Origin of the sequence: Erwinia tracheiphila (genome assembly GCF_021365465.1) — a bacterium.
In the GTDB taxonomy this organism is placed as follows: Bacteria; Pseudomonadota; Gammaproteobacteria; order Enterobacterales; family Enterobacteriaceae; genus Erwinia; species Erwinia tracheiphila.
In genome coordinates, this window is the sequence record NZ_CP089932.1 from 1,540,978 (window position 1) to 1,562,324 (window position 21,347).

Genomic DNA, 21,347 nt, shown 5'->3' on the forward strand with positions numbered 1-21,347 from the left:
TCATGTGGGGCTTTGCCGGTAGAATGCCCATGCTAAATACTGCCCCGGTTTGTTACCAGCAAATCAAGGAGTAAATAGCATGAGCAGATATGAATCCGCTTCCCACGTATTCTATCGCTGTCAGTATCATCTTGTATGGACACCGAAGTACAGATACAAAATCCTCAAAGGTAATCTCGGTAAAGAGGTTTACCGCAGCATCTACATTTACAGCAATATGAAAAAATGCACAGTAGTTGAGCTAAATGTGGAGATATATCATATGCATCTGGTGGTGAGGACGCCGCCTGGCTTGAGTGTTTCTGAGTTGATGGGATTTGTGAAAGGGCGAACGGCCATCAGGCTGTTCGCGAAGTTTCCTTATCTCAGGAAGCACAAGCTTTGGTGTAACCACTTTTAGCAAAGAGGGTATTTTGTGGATTCGGTGGGTGCAAAAGAAGAAGTAATTCGAAGGTATGTGCGGTACCAGGACAAGGTTGCCAAAGAGGAAGAAGAAAGGCACATACAGCTCGGACTGGAAAGGTGGTGTTTAAGCCCCCTTTTAGGGGGCGGTGTCAAAGCCACCTGCTATGCAGGTGGCTTTTTACATGTATTAGTCGCGACTTGATCTGACACTGGACCTTGAAAGGTTGAGATTTACCGGTTTTGATATGGGTGTCTAATCCTTAAACAAAACGCGAGGTCACTCTCATGCTTCATACTCACAATCCCATCATCAAACACAAAGCCGGCCTGCTCAATCTCGCCGAAGAACTTGGTAACGTATCAAAAGCCTGCAAGATCATGGGCGTGTCGCGCGACACGTTTTACCGTTATCAGGAACTGGCTGCTGAAGGTGGCATCGATGCACTGGTTAACCAGAACCGCCGGGTTCCCAACCTGAAGAACCGCGCCGACGAAGCCACTGAACGCGCTGTTGTTGAATATGCCGTTGAGTTCCCGGCCCACGGGCAGCACCGGACCAGTGATGAGCTGCGTAAAAAAGGCGTGTTTACCTCCGGCAGCAGCGTGCGCGCCATCTGGCAACGACACGACCTGGAGAACTTCCGTAAACGCCTGAAGGCGCCTGAGGAAAAGCTCGTCAGAGAAGCCATCGTGCTTACCGGTGCCCCAATCGCCGCGCTGGAGAAAAAGGCGCATGATGATGAGGCCAGCGGCGAAATCGAGACCGCTCACCCGGGCTATCCCGGGTCGCAGGACACCTTCTGTGCTGGCAATCTGAAAGGGGGGCCGTATCTGCCCGCAGACGTTCGTGGATACATACCCGAAAGTGGCGCACTGCAAGCGGTATACGAGTAAAACGCCGAACACCGCCGCCGACGGCCGTTCTGTGAGGCTCAGGGCCTGCCGGTGCTGAGAAGACTGACCGACAGGGGAACGGAGTACTGTGGTAAGGTGGAGCAGCATGATTACCAGCTTTATCTGGCCATCAACGATATCGCCCATACGAAAACGAAGGCGATGTCCCCACAGACGAACGGCATCTGCGAGCGCTTCCATAAAACGATTTTGCAGGATTTTTATCAGGTTACGTTCCGCAAGAAGTGATATGGGGACCTGGAGAGCCTGCAGGCAGATCTGGACAACGGGTTGTGGCATGACAATAATGAGCGAACTCATCAGGGAAAAATGTGCTGCGGGCGAACGCCAATGGCCACGTTACTTGATGGAAAACGGGTCTGGGCAGAAAAGGATCTGAACCGGATGTAATCTGACAGACACCTGTATAAATAACCGGTAACTGTCAGATCAGGTCTGAGCTAGTACATTAGCTAATCCACCTCAACTTTTCTGACTGGTCAGATTAGGTCTGTTATCGATATTGACCAGTGTGCCTTTGTTATCAAAGGTAAGCGTAAGTGTTTGCTGAGTAACGGGTTCATGTCCCGGCTGCTGGCGGAATACATAATACCAAACATTGCTACCGAAAGGATCGCGCATCATTGGTGTTCCGAGGGTGTAAACAACCTGCTGTTGGTTCATGCCGGTATGGATTTTGGAAATATCATTTGCAACGAGGTAATTCCCCTGGTTGATGTCTGGCCGATAAACCACTTGCTCAAAAGCAGAACATCCAGCGGTTATCATTAAGAAAACCATCGCAGCGGCAGTCAGCGTTTTACAGCGCATAAGTATATTGATTCCTTTAAGGGCCAACGGTCTGTTTACATCGTACAGTTGTTACGATGACAGCGTAACAACCGATGATAATAAACCTTTCCACAGTTTGAAACCTTTGTGAATGATGTCTCAGACCAAGGTTAGTCTGAAAAGTGCCGTATCAGGCTGCCAAAAGCTCTTTTGCATTTGCTAATGTGTTGCATGTGACTTCACCCCCACCCAATAAACGTGCCAGTTCCTGGAGCCTGGCCTGTTTATTGAGAGAAAGCATATGAGTTTCTGTCATTTCTCTGTCAGTTTTTTTACTGACAAAAAAGTGATGATGACCACAACCCGCTACTTGCGGCAAATGAGTGACACATATCACTTGGGTAGACTCTCCCAACTGGCGCAACATTTTGCCAACAACAGCGGCCGTAGGGCCACTAATACCTGCATCGATTTCATCGAAAATGAGCGCTGGCGTGTCCATTTTCTGTGCAGTTATAACCTGAATTGCAAGCGTGATACGTGAAAGTTCTCCGCCTGAAGACACTTTTGATAACGGCTGCAAAGGCTGGCCGGGGTTGGTGCTTATGCGAAAATCAACGTGGTCTGCGCCTTCTGCAGTAAGGTGATCGGGATTGTAACTAATATTGATATCCATCTGCCCATATGGCATAGACAGCGCATGCATCCTCTCACCGATGAGCTGACCAAGTTCATGCGCATAATGAACACGGCGCTGATGAAGTTCTTCAGCATATTTGAGAGCTATCTGATGATTTTGTGCAACAAGCAATGCCAGGTTTTCCTGATCGTTTTCCTGTTGATTGAGCACTTCCTGTTCGTCCAATAATTGTTGGTGAAATAATGGCAGATGCTCCGGCGGGACATGATGCTTGCGTGCCAACGTAATCTGTCGGGTAAGACGCTGCTCGAGATCATGAAGCCGATTAGGATCGAGGTCCAGTCTTTCACAGTAATGGCGTAATTCATCACTGGCTTCACCAATCTGAATTGCAGCTTCATTGAGTAGGGCACAGACACCGACCAATTTACTATCCATTGCAGCAAGTCTACTGAGCAATTGTTGGGTGGTGTGAAGATGATTTTGTACTGAACTGTCTTCGGCATCAGCAAGTATCACAAGGGCTTGTTGTCCTGTTGAAAGTAGCTGCCCACTGTTTGCCAGTCGCGTATATTCTTCATCAATAAGTTCGTATTCACCAATTTGTGGCGCAAATTCATTGAGCTCCTTCAATTGGTACTGTAATAGTTCGCGACGTGATTCACGCTCCTGCGATAGTTGCTGATGTTGAGCTAATAAGCGAAAGCTCTGATGCCATTGATGATAGCTATCTGCCATTTGTTTTAAAAGAATGTTTTCGCCGGCATAACCATCCAGAAGCGTTTTTTGATGTTCGGATTTAAGCAACAGTTGGTGTGCGTGTTGTCCATGAATCTGAATAAGTAATTGCCCTAACTCGCGTAGCTGTGAGAGTGGTACAGTCGTGCCGTTAATGAAGCTCTTTGAACGGCCATCATTACTTATCGTGCGGCGTAAAAGACATTCATTGTTTTCATTAAGTTGGTTAGCAATGAGCCATTCTAAAGCGGAAGGATTGTCCTTTAAGGCAAAACTGGCACAGATATCTGCTCTGGTGGCACCCGAGCGAACCATATTTGCTTCTGCACGCCCCCCCAGACACAGATTCAAGGCATCGATTGCAATTGATTTCCCAGCCCCTGTTTCGCCGGTAATAGCCGTCATGCCGTGCTGAAAATCGACTTCAAGTGCGCGGACAATTGCAAAATTACTGATAGTCAGTTGTGCCAGCATGACAGTGCTCCTGTATAAATAAACAGATATGATTTTTTATACAGTATAAACTGTTTTTATAACCAGTAAAGTTGTTATGCATAGTTTCTAAAATAATTTTTTTGACCAGTTCAGCTTTGAGCTTAGTGTTTTGAAATAATTATAGTTTATGGGGTGAATTAAATTTAGATGATCCTCATTTCGACGGATAAGAACGTCTTCTCCTTCATGAATAGGTAAGGCTATCTGACTGTCACAACTGATTTCCAAATCGCTGTGCATATGGGAAAAACGCAGTTGGATAGTGCTGCTGCTATTGATTACAAGCGGACGCGCAGACAGTGTATGGGGGAACATTGGCACAATCGCAATAGCATCCAGAGAAGGGGTTAGAATGGGGCCGCCAGCAGAGAGCGAATAAGCAGTCGAACCCGTAGGGGTTGAGATGATTAGGCCATCTGAACGTTGTGAAAAGGCGAATTTTTCATCAATGTAGACTTCAAACTCAATCATATGCGCTACTTTTCCAGGATGAAGCACCACTTCATTAATAGCGGTGCCAATTCTGGGATCGCATGCCTGACGGCAAACTCTGGCTTCAAGTAAAAAACGACTTTCAGTAATGTATTTTCCTTCCAGCACGTCAGCCAGCTGTTGTTGAGCATTGTCAGGATCCAAATCGGTAAGAAAGCCAAGGTTACCCCGATTTACACCAATAACTTTGATATCGTAGCGAGCCAGTACGCGAGCGGTACCCAGCATATTACCGTCACCACCAACGACAACTGCCAGGTCCGCTTTCTGACCGACTTCATTGAGGGTTCCTGTTTCAACGTCGCATAAATTCAACTCTGCAGCGATCTGCTGCTCAACTATGACCCTGAATCCCTTTGTTGTGAGCCAGCGGCAGAGCATTTCATGCGTTGTCAGTGCATTAGGGTGGCGCGGGTATCCCACAATACCGATGCAGTTGAAATGGTTCTTCATAAAATGGGTATTCCTTATTAAGGTAAACTACCTCAGACAATGTGATGGATTCCCTTGAAACCACAATTCTTATCCCCATAATAAGCGAACGAGCGAGACGAATGTGGATAAATGCGGAGAATTCCATGAGTAGTAAAGAACAGAAAGCACCAAACGAGCAAGTCTCAGATGAGATGGATAAGGAGCAGGTATCCGCGCAGGAAACCCAGCCAGCAGATGAGCTGGAAGTTAAAAATGAGCGGATTACTGAACTGGAGGCTGAACTTGCACTGGCACAAGGTGGTGTGCGTGAAGCGCAACTTCGTGCACAGGCTGAAATCGAAAATATTCGCCGTCGTACAGAGCAAGATGTTGAAAAAGCGCATAAGTTCGCTTTAGAAAAATTTGCCAATGAGCTGCTGCCCGTGATAGACAGTCTGGAGCGCGCACTCGAAGTTGTGGATAAAGAAAATCCTGAACTAACGGCTATGGTTGAGGGAATAGATCTGACATTGAAATCACTATTGGGTGCCGTAGGTAAGTTTGGTGTTGAAGTGGTTGGAGATATAAATGTTCCCTTCAATCCTGAGATTCACCAGGCGATGTCAATGATGGAATCCGAAGATGTTGCACCTAACCATGTACTTCTGGTAATGCAGCGAGGGTACATTCTTAATGGCCGTCTACTTCGCCCTGCGATGGTTGCGGTTTCTAAGCCTAAAGCTTAATTTTTACTGCTACTGACCTTTTATAAAGGTTTAATGCCTGTTTATAGCATTAAACCTTTATAACCCTCTGTCGCTTAAGCGCTTTGTTATGGTAAGTTTGGCATCCAGTTGATGTTTTCCTCGCCGTGTTGAGTCAGCCACTGGTTAGTTTTTGAAAAATGCTTGCACCCAAAAAAGCCTCTGTGCGCTGAGAGCGGCGAAGGATGAGGAGCTTGTAAAATGTAATGGCGGTGTCTGTCAATAATTGCGCCTTTCTTCTGGGCATGAGAACCCCATAGCAAAAATACCACACCTTCGCGATGCTCATTTATAGCGGCTATTACGTTATCTGTAAATGTTTCCCAGCCAAAACGGGCATGAGAGTGCGCTTGCCCTTTCTCTACAGTCAGAACTGAATTAAGTAGTAATACTCCCTGCAGTGCCCAACTTTCAAGAAATCCATGTTCAGGGCGTACAAAGTCAGGAATATCTGTTTCCAGCTCTTTATAAATATTGAGTAGGGAAGGCGGCACTGCGACACCCGGTAACACTGAAAAAGACAAACCGTGCGCCTGTCCATGCCCGTGATAAGGGTCCTGACCGAGAATCACCACTTTTACATTACCTAGTTCTGTAAGGCGAAATGCGTTGAATACATCCTTCTGAGGAGGATAAATAGCTTTACCTGCCGATCGCTCTTGCGCTACTAAAGATAATGTTCTGATAAAATAATCTTTTTCTTTTTCCTGTGCCAGTACGTCGTGCCAGGTCAGTTTATTGACCATGTCTGCCTCCTCAAGAACTACCTGGCGGTAGCTTAACGTGAATTCGAACCAGTACAAAATTAAAATAAACTGAAATTTATAAAATAATTTTTTCTACGCCATTCATCTAAATTGATTTATATCAATAGGTTGGTCAATGTAGGATTTTACTTACGAAGCCAGAGTTGATTAGAATCAAAATTATCTTCCTTACGGCCTGATATATAGTGTCGAGCATGACTATTCAGTAGCAAGATTCTCATGAATCGATAATTCTCAACATTAGATAGCTTGGGAGGCCTAATATGATTACCGGAGTTCAAATCAGCAACACCCCCAATCCTGCGTTGTTAAATTCAGTCTGGTTGCTTGACAATGAAAAAGGGCAGGCACGCTGTATCTGTGCAAAATCTCATTATCACGAAGATCAAATCGTTGCCCTTAGTGAGCTTGACAACTGTGAGTTTCGTGAGCTCCCTCTCGAAATGAAACCGCAGGTACGGATTGAAGGTGGGCAGCATTTGAATGTCAATGTGCTCCGCCGTGAAACACTGGAAGATGCTGTAAACCATCCCGAAAAATATCCACAATTGACAATCCGTGTTTCTGGTTATGCTGTCCGCTTCAATTCGTTGACACCTGAGCAGCAGCGTGATGTGATTGCTCGTACCTTTACGGAAAGTCTTTGATAGCAAGAACGCTAAATGGTTATCTGCCTATAGGGTGATGTATCAAAAGTGACGCGTTTTAGAATTAGAGCGGGAGTTCTTATACAGAACAGGTTGTCTGAATGTGAAACAGGCAAGCGTTTAAATTACAAGTATCCTGCTTAATCGAGAACAGCCGCATTTGCGGCTGTTCTTCCTGTTATTTGGTTGCAACAGGAGCAATATTTTCACTGGGGTAACAGCCTAACACTTTCAGTGAGCGTGTCATGGTGGCCAGTTCCCGTACAGCTTGCTGCACAGTTTCTGAACGTAAATTTCCTTGAAAATCAATATAGAACATCTCCTCCCATGGGTTACCATTGATTGGACGTGATTCAAGTTTGCTCATTGGTAAGTTATGTTGTCTTAAAACCAATAACGCTTCTACCAGCGCACCAGCTTGTTGGCCGGTTGCCATGATCAATGTCGTTTTCGCCGGTGCCTGTATCGTTACTTCAACAGGCTTGCGTGCAAGGACAATAAAGCGTGTATAGTTTTGTTGCTGATTGGCCAGATTGCGTTCAATTACCTGCAATCCATATAGCTTCCCACCTGCTTCACTTCCGAGAGCAGCTACTTTTGATGAGTTGAGTGCTGCTACTTTTTCCATTGCCGCTGCGGTACTTTCGGTGTATTCAATCTTCCAATGTGGATAGCGATGGATGAATTGGCTGCACTGCTGGAACGGTTGTGGGTGGCTGTACACCGTATCGATTTGCTGTAAATGCGTAGAGCCGGAAACCAGTACGCAATGATCGATGGCGATCGTCAACTCACCAACAATAGAAAGGCTTGTTTGCTGTAGAAGATCGTAAACTTCATTGATGGAGCCAGAACTGGTATTTTCAATCGGTAGCACAGCATAGTCAGCCTGGCCTGTTTCCACCTTACTGAAAATATCCCTAAAATTAAGGCAGCCGCTTTCAATGATATTATCAAAATGTCTGCTTCCATAGTAACGACAAGCTAGATGAGAATAAGAACCTATAGGACCCAAAAACGCTATACGGACGGTATGCGTGTCAGTCCGATTCAGATTTTTTTGCAGCAAAGCCTGCTGTGTTAAAACAGAGTCTTCAATGATTAACTGGAAAAGGCGGGTGATATAGTATGCATCAAGCTCATGTGTTTTCGCTTTTATAACAAGATCTTCAAGAAGTTCGTGTTCTCGTTCAATGTCACGAATTGGTTTATGGGTAGCCATTTTTGTTTTAGCTACCTCCAGTGCCAGTTTCCGGCGAGAAGCAAGTAAGCCTATTAATTCAGCATCAAGCGTGCTGATCTTCTGGCGTAGTTGCAGCAGCGGATTTCTCTCATTCATAGTACTACCTGTCAGATATTTACAATAAAGCCCCCCATTTGGGAGGCCTGATCATATTCCTCTTTTCGCAATCTACTGTCACTCGAATCAAGAGGGTATAAAAAGGAATTTTAAGAACAACGACTTTATTTTCATAATGTTGATCATCGTTTTTGAAGGGTTAAAGTAACCGCTGCAATTTCTCTGTGTCAATTAAAAACGTAAGATCGCAACGATTCACCAGACTGGTCCAGAAAATATAATCCTCAGGTTCCTGGTCTTGTTATGATTATTTGGGGTGATTTTTTAATTTATAAGCAAACATTATGATTGTGGCTGTGTTCTGAACAATCTGCATAAGACAGTGTGCTTTAAATAAAATTTAAGATAGCCGTCAGTGATTGACGAGAGCTGGTTTTTTGCGGATTGGATATGAGGGAATTATTGTCATAAATCAGCTGAATAATGCAATCTGACTGCAAAATCCATAAGGTAATATCTCAATTTATCAGAGAGTAGACTCTTTGAACTGAACCTTCCGTATCTGCAATAAGAACAGACCAACCATGGGCTGGCCTGTTTTGCTCATGAGGTCATGGATGCTTAATGCACTGATTCTTCATCGATAATGCTGAGATCTTTAACGCTGGCTGCGGCACGGCGTGCCTCACTCTTGTGTTGAACCTTGTTAAGTTGGCGTCCAAGTTTGTTAATTAGCTCATTAATTGCAGTATACATATCTTCATGTTTTGCACTCGCAATCAATGGCCCGTTCGGCGTATTGATTGTTGCATCCGCGACAAATTCTTTCGGCTCTTTAGACAGGACAATATGGGGATTAATCAGGTGAGTCTGCCATTTTTCAAGTTTAGCCAGACGTTCTTCGACATGTTGGCGGATTGCCGGAGTGATGTCCATTTGCTTACTGGTAATGTTCAGAACCATAGTACCTACCTCTCTGTCATTTCCGTCGGATGTTAATTTAGCATACCTCGAAAATGAGGACAGTGAAGTATCTGCAAGACTTTTTTTTGTCACGTTTTGTCAATGAGAAAAAATTTGAGAGAGAGGAATAGATCGTAGTGGTGCAGGAAAAAATCTTGGGGGATAGTCAAAATGCCTTATTGGCAGTTTATCCTGACATAGGAAAAGATTGAACAGTAAAAACTAACTGTTAAAGCCTGTTGAAGAATATAATTATCAAATGAAGTATCTGTGTGAAACAGAGAGTAAAAGGAGCTGATCGCAGCAGCTCCTTTGTGTTAATCAAGCTTTATTTGCGGCAATAATGTTAGCGACCTTGTCCGCCTGTGTGCTTAACTGCAGCTGGCGATAGGCATTTTCCATCAAGGACAAAGCATTGCGCGTTGCTTGGGTATCTGGATAATCCTTCATCATTTGTTCAACACGATTGACAACAGCAACGTACGCTCCGCGCTTGGTGTAAAACTGTGCGACGGAGAGTTCATATTTTGCCAGGCGATCTTTGAGATATATCAGACGCTTTCTTGCATCTGTAGCATACTGACTGTTTGGATAACCGCGCAGCAATTGAGAGAAATCATGAAACGCATCCCGCGCGTGGCTGGGATCGCGATCGGAACGATCGATGCCGAAAAAGCCCTGCAGAGCGCTGTCGTCCAGAGTCATATCTGTCAGACCGCGTATATAGATTACGTAATCTATATTAAGATGAGTCGGATTCAGACGCATAAAGCGATCGATTGCAGCTTGCGCTAATGGCAAATCGGCATTTTTGTAATAAGCGTAAATCAGATCTAACTGAACTTGTTGGGAGTAAGGCCCAAATGGATAGCGGTTATCGAGTGCTTCCAGTTGCGTTATTGCTCCTTTAAAGTTACCGTCCTGCAGTTTTTGCTGGGCTGTGGCATAGATCTCAGAAGGTGGGCTATCGGGGACGATGTCCTTCGAGCCGGAACAACCTGCCAATGCCAGGCTCAACGTGGTTGCAGCCACCAGATATTTCATACGCGTCATGACGATTTGATTATCCTCAGAAGTGTTATTCAGGAAGCTGTCCATGTAGCTCCCGATAGTGACCATGTACGATAGCACATTATATTAAACGGCATCGCCGTGAAAACCCAACGTTAACGAAGAAGCTGTTTATGGCACAACAAGTAGAACTCAACGCAACAATCGCTGAATCGCAACTCGGACAACGCTTAGATCAGGCTTTGGCTGAATTGTTCCCGGATTATTCACGATCTCGTATAAAAGACTGGATCCTCAATCGGCGCGTCACAGTCAATGGTGCGATTACCGCAAGACCAAAGGAAAAAGTACTGGGTGGCGAACAGATTACTATTAAGGCTGAGATTGAAGAGGATGTACGCTGGAAGGCACAGGATATCGCGCTCGACATTGTCTATGAAGACGATGACATTCTGATTATTAACAAGCCTCATAATTTAGTTGTACATCCGGGAGCAGGCAATCCTGATGGGACTGTACTTAATGCGTTACTTCACAGATATCCTGCCATATGCGATGTACCTCGAGCTGGTATAGTGCATCGTCTTGATAAGGATACAACCGGACTTATGGTTGTGGCAAAAACAGTACCCGCACAGACTCATCTGGTGGAATCTTTACAGCTGCGCGAAATAACCCGAGAGTACGAAGCGGTAGCCATTGGCAGAATGACAGCAGGTGGTAGCGTTGATGAACCGATTAGTCGCCATTCCACTAAACGGACCCATATGGCGGTACATCCTATGGGGAAACCTGCCACAACACATTATCGCATCATGGAGCATTTTCGTGCGCATACCCGCATGCGTCTGCGTCTCGAAACGGGTCGCACTCATCAGATACGTGTGCACATGTCACACATCAACCATCCTCTGGTTGGCGATCCTCTCTATGGTGGACGTCCTCGCCCACCAAAAGGCGCTTCTGATAATTTTATCTCTGCTTTACGCAAGTTTGATCGTCAGGCGCTTCATGCCACAATGTTACGTTTATATCATCCTATTACTGGAATTGAGATGGAATGGCATGCGCCATTGCCGCAGGACATGATCGATCTGATTGCCGCATTAAAGGCAGATAGTGAAGAGTTTAAAGAACAACTGGACTGGTAATGAATCTGATTATTCCCGAATGGAATGCTCCTGCCAGTGTACGGGCATGTTCCACTACAAGGCGGGGTGGCATGAGTTGCCCGCCGTGGGATGCTTTAAATCTGGGCGCTCACGTGGGTGACAGTTCGGCTAATGTGCAGCATAACCGGCAGTATCTGTCTGAATGTGCTGATTTACCCACGATACCAGTATGGCTCGAGCAGGTGCATGGAACAGAAGTACTTCATCTGACGGATAGTCAGCCATCTTCTTTACGCGCAGATGCGTCTTATACTCGCGATCGTGACCGGGTTTGTACAGTAATGACTGCCGATTGCCTGCCCGTATTATTCTGTTCTCGTGATGGAAAAGAGATTGCAGCGGTTCATGCTGGCTGGAGAGGGTTATGCAACGGTGTTTTAGAAGCGACGCTGAATGCTTTTGACGCTCCGGCAAAAGATATATTTGCCTGGATGGGGCCTGCTATTGGGCCTGAGGCTTTCGAAGTTGGCTCAGAGGTGCGTGAATCATTTGTTTCGCAAGATTTAGCCTTCGATGCTGCATTTTGGCCCGCAGGTGAGAAGTATTATGCCGACATCTGGCAGCTTGCACGCATCCGCCTCACCCGAGCAGGGGTCAGGGAGATCACAGGAGGAGGACGCTGTACCTTCCTGAACAAAAAGCAATTTTTCTCATTCCGCCGGGATGGAACAACTGGCCGTATGGCAACTTTGATCTGGCTGATATAACCTGTCGCCACAAGACGGTTCGGATTGATGTATTTTTCACCAAAATGTTCGGGTCATTAACTTGAAAATTTGAGGCATGACCTCATTTGATCTCCAGTAGCAATTTGACCTGAATGGGGGAAATTATGCGTCTGGACCGTCTTACCAATAAATTTCAGCTTGCTCTGGCTGATGCCCAATCACTAGCCCTTGGGCACGATAACCAGTTTATTGAACCTCTCCACCTTATGAGTGCTTTGCTCAGTCAGGAAGGCGGGTCTGTAGGACCTTTACTTACTACTGCGGGCATTGATGTTACTTCGCTTGCTAATAATATCCACCAGGCAATCACGCGACTTCCCAGAGTTGAAGGAAGTGATGGAGATGTACAACCTTCATCAGACCTGATTCGTGTGCTTAATCTATGTGATAAGTTTGCACAAAAACGTGGCGATAATTTTATATCATCCGAACTTTTTGTGCTGGCAGCTCTTGATTCTCGAGGTTCTCTTGCCGATTTGCTTAAACTCGCTGGAGCGACCAGTGAAAAGTTGGCTCGGGCTGTCGAGCAAATACGAGGAGGGGAAAACGTGAACGACCAGGGGGCAGAAGACCAGCGGCATGCGCTGAAGAAATATACTATCGATCTCACCGAAAGAGCAGAGAAAGGTAAACTGGATCCGGTGATTGGTCGTGATGAAGAAATACGTCGAACTATCCAGGTATTGCAACGCCGTACAAAAAACAATCCTGTGCTTATTGGTGAGCCGGGGGTAGGTAAAACAGCCATTGTTGAAGGACTTGCTCAACGAATTATCAATGGTGAAGTGCCGGAAGGCCTGAAAGGTCGCCGGGTACTGGCGCTTGATATGGGGGCGCTGGTAGCGGGTGCTAAATATCGTGGCGAGTTTGAAGAGCGCCTGAAAGGTGTTCTTAACGATCTCTCGAAACAGGAAGGCAATGTTATTCTGTTTATTGACGAACTCCATACGATGGTCGGTGCGGGCAAGGTCGATGGCGCAATGGATGCAGGGAATATGCTTAAACCTGCGCTGGCGCGTGGTGAACTACATTGCGTTGGTGCCACTACGTTGGATGAATATCGTCAATATATCGAAAAAGATGCTGCACTGGAGCGTCGTTTCCAGAAGGTTTTTGTCGCAGAACCCAGTGTCGAAGACACGATTGCGATTTTACGTGGTTTAAAAGAACGATACGAATTGCATCATCACGTTCAGATTACCGATCCTGCAATTGTCGCTGCGGCGACGTTATCTCATCGTTACATTGCTGATCGACAGTTACCCGATAAAGCTATAGACCTGATTGACGAAGCAGCTTCCAGCATTCGTATGCAGATTGATTCTAAACCGGAATCACTTGATCGTTTAGAACGACGCATTATCCAGCTCAAATTGGAACAGCAGGCGCTTAAAAAAGAATCTGATGATGCCAGTATTAAGCGTCTTGATATGCTGGAAGATGAGCTGACTCGCAAAGAACGTGATTACTCTGAACTGGAAGAAGAGTGGAAAGCTGAAAAAGCCTCACTATCAGGTACGCAAACAATTAAAGCCGAGCTGGAACAGGCGAAGTTATTACTTGAGCAAGCACGACGTTCGGGTGATCTTGCGCAAATGTCTGAGTTGCAATATGGGAAAATTCCCGATTTGGAAAAGCAGTTAGCCTCTGCTACTCAGTCAGAAGGCAAAACAATGCGGTTATTACGTAATCGCGTAACAGACATTGAAATTGCAGATGTACTGGCACGTTGGACCGGCATTCCTGTTGATCGAATGATGGAAGGGGAACGGGACAAGTTGCTGCGAATGGAACAGGAGTTACATTCTCGGGTTATCGGACAGGATGAAGCTGTTGAAGCTGTTTCCAATGCAATTCGGCGTAGCAGAGCAGGTCTGGCCGATCCAAATCGTCCTATTGGTTCCTTCCTCTTCCTTGGTCCCACCGGGGTAGGAAAAACTGAATTATGTAAAGCGCTGGCTCATTTCATGTTCGATAGTGATGATGCGATGGTACGTCTTGATATGTCAGAGTTTATGGAGAAGCATGCTGTATCCCGATTGATAGGTGCCCCTCCCGGATATATTGGATACGAAGAAGGTGGCTATCTCACTGAGGCAGTGCGGCGTCGCCCATACTCAGTCATTCTTCTTGATGAAGTTGAAAAGGCACATCCTGATGTTTTCAATATTTTGCTACAGGTGCTTGATGATGGTCGCTTGACTGACGGCCAGGGAAGGACTGTTGATTTTCGTAACACAGTGGTAATTATGACGTCTAATCTTGGGTCAGACCTGATCCAGGAACGCTTTGACGCATTAGGATACGGTGAAATGAAAGATGTGGTGATGAATGTAGTCACGCACCATTTCCGTCCTGAATTTATCAACCGCATCGATGAAGTAGTCGTGTTTCATCCTCTTGGTGAAAAACATATTGCTTCAATTGCTAGAATCCAGTTGCAGCGGCTTTATAAGCGTCTTAATGAACGTGGATATGAGTTGTATATTTCAGATAAGGCACTGCATATGCTTGCTGAAAACGGCTACGACCCTGTTTATGGTGCACGACCACTGAAACGAGCTATCCAACAGCATATTGAGAATCCACTGGCCCAGCAGATTCTTTCAGGCAGTCTTGTTCCTGGAAAAAAAATAGAAATGGATGTGGAGAACGACACAATTATTGCACATCAATAGTTTGCTAAAGCCTCTGCATTTCTGACGCTTTATCCTTTTAATGGAAAGCACCTACTTGAAATATGTCGGTGCTTTTATTTCTAAATCCTGTGAGAAGCCCCTGCCAACTACTGTTTTGGCATCTTAAAAGATTACCAGGCTGATACGAACTTACGTTTATATAATTTATTTTATCACCCGTTTAATGGCAGCGTCTAAAGCAGCGATGTAGGCCATTTCTGGTCGTGACGCAGATTTATTGATAATGATGAAGAGTAAGATACCAACCGATGATCTTATCGTGCATTTCCTCTGACTTCGAAAAGCAAATTGTTCTGCGGGTCAGTCGTTTGATATGTATACGAAGATTAAGATTATGTCGTTCTGTCCGTTGGGTATATTTCTTGCTCACCACGTGGCTTGTTGCACTTAACCGAACTTTATAAACCGGCCAGGCATCTGTCATATAAAAGGCAATGTTAAATTTGCTTAACAGGGCCAGCAATCGTCGCAGGGTCGGGGCATTTCTCGGGCCGAAGACATGGGCCAGAGCACGTTTGCGGATACGGTCATAAGCATAGAACAACCACCGGGGATTGCTTTTACACCGCACGTAAGACCATTGTTCACCGGCTTCACAGCAGATAACAACCTCCGTTTCGGGGTCGATATTCTCAGCTACCTGCTTTGGCGAAATTTTTTTAAGTGCCGCAGAACCGTATTGAGGCTGATACCGAGAACCCGTGCGGTATCGCGACATCTGTAACCATTCATGGCCATATTAACAATGGTCTGGTGTGTGTCTGGTTTGGCACCGGAGTAGCTAAATTTGAGCTGAAAGGTCTTTGAACAATGCTTGCAGATGTAACGTTGGGCACCCGGATGCTGAATGTCCGTTACATCGTACAGCATGAGTTTCATTGCACTGAGGGCAGACGACATCAACTTTAGCCATATGTTACCTCCAAAGCGCAAAGCATACGTGATCAGCAAGTCTGCGTCACGACCGTATTTCGTGGCATAAAACAGTTGTTACCATTAAACAGAATTACGGTAGCCCGTTTAGATTATGTATAATATAGCAGTTGATATTGATGAGACTTTGTTAGTTCTTATCAGAAGCGTGTTTTTTATATTATTTATCAGAGGGAAACGTTCAGAAACTGGTTATCCAATTGTATTTGCATACAAAACCCCGTATTTATACAGGGCGGCAATTTAGGTTAAAGGATTCGGCTAATTATTCTGTCTATACGAATGCGACGCAGGCGTCGAATTAACTTTCGAACTTTGACCGGATAGTCAGCAATACTTTCCAAATCGCTAAAATGTTGAACAGCCGTAGTATGTTGGCGAATTAACTCCAGTTCCTTTGCCTTTTGAGCGCTTAGTTGTTGGAGAGGGTCGTGAATTAATACCGCATTTTCTAAATCCAGTCGCCACGCTCGTGGATTAAGGTTGTTTCCGGTAATTAACATCCACTCTTCATCCACCCACATTCCCTTAAGGTGATAACTGTTCTCGCCATCACGCCATAGCCTTACCAGCAACTGACCATTAGTGACATAATATTGCAGGCGGCTAAGAAAACGACGGAGGTTAATTTCATAGAGGTAAGGCAAAGCGCCAATAATTTTGAATGGCTGATTTTGAGGGATATAAAAATCGTTTGCTGTTTTATCACCTACGATGATTTCCACTTCCTTACCTTGACGTAGTAACCAAATAATATTCCTGACCAAAATAGCGGGAAGATTGAAATAGGGCGTACAAATAGTCAGTTTTTGCTCGGTTGCCGGCATCAGATGATAGATGGTTTTATTAAGCAAACTGCGTTTACCAAGCCCAACCAGTGGTGTGACAGTTAGCTGTTCATTACCTGCATCTGCTGTAAAATCATAATCAAATCCGCGGAGGTCCTGACGGAACTGCCGGGTTTCATTTTTAATTTCCAGGCTTTTTGGACGCTGATATTGATTAAGTTGGTGTACTGCGTCAGCCTGAATAAGATTCTGGTCGACCCAATTAATCAATGTATCTGTCAGACGGGAGTTGGTAATCAAGTGGTAGCGATCGTAACGGTATTTGTCATGTTGATGCAGGTACACATCGTTCAGACTGGCACCAGTATATAGCAGGGTATCATCAATAATCGAACCCTTAAGGTGCAGTACCCCAAGTGCTTCACGGGTATTAACGGGCACACCATAAACCGGAATGTCAATATCACCATTTTTATCGGCAACTTCGCAATACCAGTCAGCATTTGTCACACCGCGCACTGCGCCAATACGGCCACGTTGGGCACGGTGCCAGTCAACTAAAATTCTGATATCCAGATTCGGGCGGCGTCGCTTTGCATCATATAGCGCGGAAAGAATGATTCGACCTGCATCATCATTCTCAAGATACAGAGCAATAATGCAAATTCGCTGACTGGCGTTAGTTATTTTTTCCAGCAGTGCCTCACGAAAATTAGCGGCAGAGTAAAGCGTGGTAAAGTCGGCAACCAGCTGAGACAATTTTGGCAGTTGCGCAAGGTGCTGTTGGTGTTTATTACGTTTAAATTTAGACAGCATCACAATGCGTTTCTTCTCTGTTTATGAAATGGCTTTGCGCCATGGAATCATCATTCCAGTAGCGAATAATATCATCTGTTAACACTGATGTCGGCAGGTTTACGTTTCCACACATTGTGCAGCCTTATCTAGTCTTAGCGATAAACTGACTATGCCGTCTTCAAGTTGGCAATTGACGTCAAAACCAATTTTGCGTGCAAGGCTTATCATGCCACGATTGCCCGGCATGGTGATACCGTTGAGCTGTTTTAAGCCATGCTGACGCGCGCAGGCAATAATTTTTTCCAATAATCGGCTCCCGAGCCCCAGCCCTTTCAAATCGGAACGTACCAGGACGGAAAACTCCGCATCAATATTATCTGCGTCCGAAATGGCACGAGTCACACCGATTATTTCAGCCGCTGTACCCTGTCCACTCACTGCCACGATCGCCATTTCCCGATCGTAGTCGATTTGCGTCATGTTAGCCAAATCGTCATGGGTAAACTCATTAATTTCACTAAAGTAGCGATAGTAAAGATCTTCTTTTGTTACCCTGGCAATAAACTGTTTTAGCAGGAGTTCATCTTCAGGAAGGATCGGGCGAAACAGCAACGTTTCACCATTCTTCAATTGAACCGTTTCCTCCAGGTGCTGAGGATAAGGACGAATCGCCAGCCGGGCATCAGGATCGCCTGTAAAGGGCGCAAGTTGCATAGCGACATCCAGTATGGAGAATGTCTTGCCTGTTACCATCAACGTGCGAATATCAAGTCGCATGATTTCAGGACAATCGACAATAAGATTAGAAACCTGTACTAAAACGCTGCTCAGGCCTTCTATATCAAGGGGAGCGCACGCGCTGTGGCTTCGAATTTTTCCTTGCTTAATGGCCTGAATAATTAAATAACGTGCGAGTGTCATATTGAGCGGAGGAAGGGCGATTGCGGCTTGTTTATCTGCCTGCCACTCAATGCCGGCTTCGCCAAGCATTATAATAGGTCCAAATACAGGGTCCTGGTCCATGACAATTCGCAATGCCTGAGTACCCGATGCGCTGTCTATGCTTTGCATCTGGATACCTTCAATTTTAGCCTGCGGTACTCGTTCTATAATAGCGCCTGCCGCCAGCCTGACGTCTGGGACAGAGCGCAGAGAAAACATAGCACCAGATATTTCAGATTCAGCGGAAATATCCGAAGAACGCGGTGTAAGTGTGACCGGAAAACCGGCATTTTGTGCAATTTGCACCGCTTCATCGCTGCTTCGTACAATCCAGGTTGGCAGAGTTTTTAGGCCATAAGCCTGCAAAATGTGTTGAACCTGAAAAGTATCAAGCGAGCAGATCCCCTTATCCAGTGTCTGCTGAATAAGCTGATGAGCTATGGCGGTATTGGTTGCGAGATCGGCGGGTAAGGCAGGTGTTTCGCGCAGCTGTTTCTGATTACGTTGAAACTTGACCATATGCATAAAAGCAGTAACAGCGCCCTCTGGCGTGCGATAGGTTGGGATCCCTGCCTCACTGAAACTACGGCGTGCTTCAGGCGTTGAAAATTCACCACACCAGTTTGTTAACAGGGCAATAAGTTTTGCACGCGGATGCGAGCTAACCAGCTCAATCAAATGTCGTGCAGTGGCTGTGGCGGGGGCGACCGCGCTGGGAGAATAAATGACCAGCAGGGCATCAATATCTCGGCTGTCAAGCAGCATCGCTATCGCCCGCTGGTAACAGTTTATCGTGGCATCATCTTTAAGATTGAGAGGGTTTCCGATGCTAATGCTCTGTGGCAAAGTTTGCTGCAAACTGGCCAGCGTCTCATCGCCCAGCGTGGCCAGTTTCCCTCCTTGTACATCTAATGCATCCAGAGCGAGCGCTGCAGGTGCCGCGCCATTACTTACGATCATTAACCGTTCGCCACGTAATGGCTGCATGTAACTTAGCGTTTCGACGGCTGAAAAGAGTTCATGCGTATCCTGCACGCGTAATAAACCCGCACGTTGAATCGCAGCATCCCATACGCCGTCCATACCGAACCGTGCTCCAAGCAATTGCTGGGCATGGGGTGAACGACCACTTTTGATGACCAGAACGGGTTTATTTCTTGCTGCACTACGTGCCGCAGAAACAAATCGCCGAGCATCGTTCAGGTGTTCGAGATAGAGCAAAACAGCAGTGGTTTTGCCATCGCGCGTAAGAAAATCAAGCAGGTCATCTGCATCAATATCCAGACTGTCACCTAGCGCAATAAACCATGAAAACCCGAGTTTTCGCTGCTGGGCCCAGTCAAGGATAGTGTTAGAAACGGCGGCGGACTGGGAAATAAAAGCCAGCTTGCCGGGATAAATAGGTACGGGAGAAAAGCTGGCGTTCAGGCCCTGCCGGGGGGCCAGAACACCGAGACTGTTGGGGCCTAGCAGGCGAATTTGCCACCGACTGGCGCACTGTCTGAGCTCATCCATCTGCTCAGGTGGCGCGGAGAGAATAATGCAGGCTTTACAGCCTCGCTCTCCCAAATCCTTCAACAATTGTGGGTTGCGGCTGGCATGGGTGCAAATTACCGCCAGATCGGGCGAAAAAGGCAGGCTGGCGATGTCAGGCCATGTCAACACACCGCAGACCGCTTTATACTTAGGGGTGACGGGAAGAACTGGCCCGTTGAAACCGCCCGCAAGCAAATTGCGCATCATCAGGTAGCCTGCTCGCTCCGGGCGCATTGAGGCACCGATCACCGCAATAGATTTGGGGCGTAATAACGCTTCCAGCGCTCGTTGACTCATTTCAGGCTCCTGTTCGAGATGACTACACCTGATTTTAAACGCTTTTACTTTTTATTGCTGTTATTGCTTCGGCTATGTTGAGGTGGTTGGTTAGTTCGATTAAGCCAGTTTATCTTTTCTTGTGAGCATAAAATAAGAGGTTTAAGTGTCATTGTGTGTAAAAATAGCACAATTGAAACAGACGACATTGGGGCCAGGGGAATCATACGTCTTTTTTGGGTCGTGACGCAGATTTATTGATAATGATGAAGAGTAAGATACCAACCGATGATCTTATCGTGCATTTCCTCTGACTTCGAAAAGCAAATTGTTCTGCGGGTCAGTCGTTTGATATGTGTGCGAAGATTAAGATTATGTCGTTCTGTCCGTTGGGTATATTTCTTGCTCACCACGTGGCTTGTTGCACTTAACAGAACTTTATAAACCGGCCACGCATCTGTCATATAAAAGGCAATGTTAAATTTGCTTAACAGGGCCAGCAATCGTCGCAGGGTCGGGGCATTTCTCGGGCCGAAGACATGGGCCAGAGCACGTTTGCGGATACGCTCATAAGCATAGAACAACCACCGGGGATTGCTTTTACACCGCACGTAAGGCCATTGTTCACCGGCTTCACAGCAGATAACAACCTCCGTTTCGGGGTCGATATTCTCAGCTACCTGCTTTGGCGAAATTTTTTTACGTGCCGCAGAACCGTATTGAGGCTGATACCGAGAACCCGTGCGGTATCGCGACATCCGTAACCATTCATGGCCATATTAACAATGGTCTGGTGTGTGTCTGGTTTGGCACCGGAGTAGCTAAAGTTGAGCAGAAAGGTCTTTGAACAATGCTTGCAGATCTAACGTTGGGCACCGGATGCTGAATGTCCGTTACATCGTACAGCATGAGTTTCATTGGACTGAGGGCAGACGACATCAACTTTAGCCATATGTTACATCCAAAGCGCAAAGCATACGTGATCAGCAAGTCTGCGTCACGACCATTCGTTCCGGTTTTTGACAGCTGACAAAGTTATTAATTTTATGAGTAACTTTGTTTTTTTAAGTTTTAGAGTTTCATTTGATTCCTGGTTTATTTTTTTTGGTTTTGTTGTCAATTTCAGGCGCTCTGGTTGTTTCTGGCATTGTGT

Annotated in this window: 14 protein-coding genes and 4 pseudogenes; 7 read left to right on the top strand and 11 right to left on the bottom strand. The window is 45.9% G+C overall.

The genetic code is table 11. From position 1 onward, the window contains the following. Window positions 1-79: 79 nt before the first annotated feature. Both tnpA and LU633_RS08065 read left to right on the top strand, forming a co-directional pair. Window positions 80-520, top strand: a pseudogene (tnpA, locus tag LU633_RS08060) (IS200/IS605 family transposase); the annotation flags it as partial. Between the two features lie 170 nt (window positions 521-690). Next, a pseudogene (locus LU633_RS08065) lies at window positions 691-1,710 on the top strand (IS481 family transposase). 72 nt (window positions 1,711-1,782) lie between these two features. On the opposite strand, the gene bamE reads toward LU633_RS08065, so the two are convergent. From bamE to nadK, 3 genes are all read right to left on the bottom strand, one after another. Then, the gene (gene bamE, locus LU633_RS08070) at window positions 1,783-2,130 is read right to left on the bottom strand and encodes an outer membrane protein assembly factor BamE (RefSeq protein WP_016191804.1); all 348 of its coding nucleotides are present in this window, start codon (window positions 2,128-2,130) and stop codon (window positions 1,783-1,785) included. 151 nt (window positions 2,131-2,281) lie between these two features. Beyond that, window positions 2,282-3,943: a DNA repair protein RecN gene (gene recN, locus LU633_RS08075; RefSeq protein WP_016191805.1), complete on the bottom strand. Its 1,662-nt coding sequence runs from the start codon at window positions 3,941-3,943 to the stop codon at window positions 2,282-2,284. An 87-nt stretch (window positions 3,944-4,030) separates the two neighbouring features. Next, the gene (gene nadK / locus LU633_RS08080) at window positions 4,031-4,909 is read right to left on the bottom strand and encodes an NAD(+) kinase (RefSeq protein WP_016191806.1); all 879 of its coding nucleotides are present in this window, start codon (window positions 4,907-4,909) and stop codon (window positions 4,031-4,033) included. A 125-nt stretch (window positions 4,910-5,034) separates the two neighbouring features. Here nadK and grpE point away from each other — a divergent pair, with 125 nt between their 5' ends. Continuing rightward, window positions 5,035-5,616: a nucleotide exchange factor GrpE gene (grpE, locus tag LU633_RS08085; protein WP_016191807.1), complete on the top strand. Its 582-nt coding sequence runs from the start codon at window positions 5,035-5,037 to the stop codon at window positions 5,614-5,616. 86 nt (window positions 5,617-5,702) lie between these two features. Here the strand turns inward: grpE and ung are convergent, their stop codons facing one another. Further along, a complete protein-coding gene (ung, locus tag LU633_RS08090; RefSeq protein ID WP_016191808.1) occupies window positions 5,703-6,380 on the bottom strand; it encodes a uracil-DNA glycosylase in 678 nt (225 codons plus the stop codon). Between the two features lie 284 nt (window positions 6,381-6,664). On the opposite strand from ung, the gene grcA reads away from it, so the two are divergent. Continuing rightward, complete coding sequence (grcA, locus tag LU633_RS08095) at window positions 6,665-7,048, top strand: autonomous glycyl radical cofactor GrcA (RefSeq protein WP_016191809.1); 384 nt, start codon at window positions 6,665-6,667, stop codon at window positions 7,046-7,048. Between the two features lie 178 nt (window positions 7,049-7,226). Here grcA and pheA read toward each other — a convergent pair whose 3' ends face one another. From pheA to bamD, 3 genes are all read right to left on the bottom strand, one after another. After that, complete coding sequence (gene pheA, locus LU633_RS08100; protein WP_016191810.1) at window positions 7,227-8,387, bottom strand: bifunctional chorismate mutase/prephenate dehydratase; 1,161 nt, start codon at window positions 8,385-8,387, stop codon at window positions 7,227-7,229. A gap of 582 nt (window positions 8,388-8,969) precedes the next feature. After that, entirely contained in the window at window positions 8,970-9,311 is a 342-nt protein-coding gene (raiA, locus tag LU633_RS08105) for a ribosome-associated translation inhibitor RaiA (protein WP_016191811.1), read from the bottom strand. A gap of 321 nt (window positions 9,312-9,632) precedes the next feature. Beyond that, a complete protein-coding gene (gene bamD / locus LU633_RS08110) occupies window positions 9,633-10,364 on the bottom strand; it encodes an outer membrane protein assembly factor BamD (protein ID WP_016191812.1) in 732 nt (243 codons plus the stop codon). 131 nt (window positions 10,365-10,495) lie between these two features. On the opposite strand from bamD, the gene rluD reads away from it, so the two are divergent. The 3 genes from rluD to clpB all read left to right on the top strand — a co-directional run bounded on the left by rluD (window position 10,496) and on the right by clpB (window position 14,900). Continuing rightward, window positions 10,496-11,473, top strand: a complete 978-nt coding sequence (rluD, locus tag LU633_RS08115; RefSeq protein ID WP_016191813.1) for a 23S rRNA pseudouridine(1911/1915/1917) synthase RluD — start codon at window positions 10,496-10,498, stop codon at window positions 11,471-11,473. After that, window positions 11,473-12,201: a purine nucleoside phosphorylase YfiH gene (yfiH, locus tag LU633_RS08120; RefSeq protein WP_040465693.1), complete on the top strand. Its 729-nt coding sequence runs from the start codon at window positions 11,473-11,475 to the stop codon at window positions 12,199-12,201. The genes rluD and yfiH overlap by 1 nt, the downstream gene beginning before the upstream one ends. A 113-nt stretch (window positions 12,202-12,314) precedes the next feature. Next, complete coding sequence (gene clpB, locus LU633_RS08125) at window positions 12,315-14,900, top strand: ATP-dependent chaperone ClpB (protein WP_198292534.1); 2,586 nt, start codon at window positions 12,315-12,317, stop codon at window positions 14,898-14,900. Between the two features lie 235 nt (window positions 14,901-15,135). Here the strand turns inward: clpB and LU633_RS08130 are convergent. The 4 genes and pseudogenes from LU633_RS08130 to LU633_RS08150 form a co-directional block, all read right to left on the bottom strand. After that, window positions 15,136-15,834, bottom strand: a pseudogene (locus tag LU633_RS08130) (IS1 family transposase). A 268-nt stretch (window positions 15,835-16,102) separates the two neighbouring features. Continuing rightward, window positions 16,103-17,458 (bottom strand): CDP-diacylglycerol--serine O-phosphatidyltransferase, encoded by a 1,356-nt coding sequence (gene pssA, locus LU633_RS08140; RefSeq protein ID WP_040465694.1) that lies wholly within the window; start codon window positions 17,456-17,458, stop codon window positions 16,103-16,105. Window positions 17,459-17,557: 99 nt separating this feature from the next. Continuing rightward, window positions 17,558-20,215 (bottom strand): bifunctional acetate--CoA ligase family protein/GNAT family N-acetyltransferase, encoded by a 2,658-nt coding sequence (locus tag LU633_RS08145; protein ID WP_016191817.1) that lies wholly within the window; start codon window positions 20,213-20,215, stop codon window positions 17,558-17,560. Window positions 20,216-20,448: 233 nt separating this feature from the next. Further along, window positions 20,449-21,146, bottom strand: a pseudogene (locus LU633_RS08150) (IS1 family transposase). Window positions 21,147-21,347: the final 201 nt, after the last annotated feature.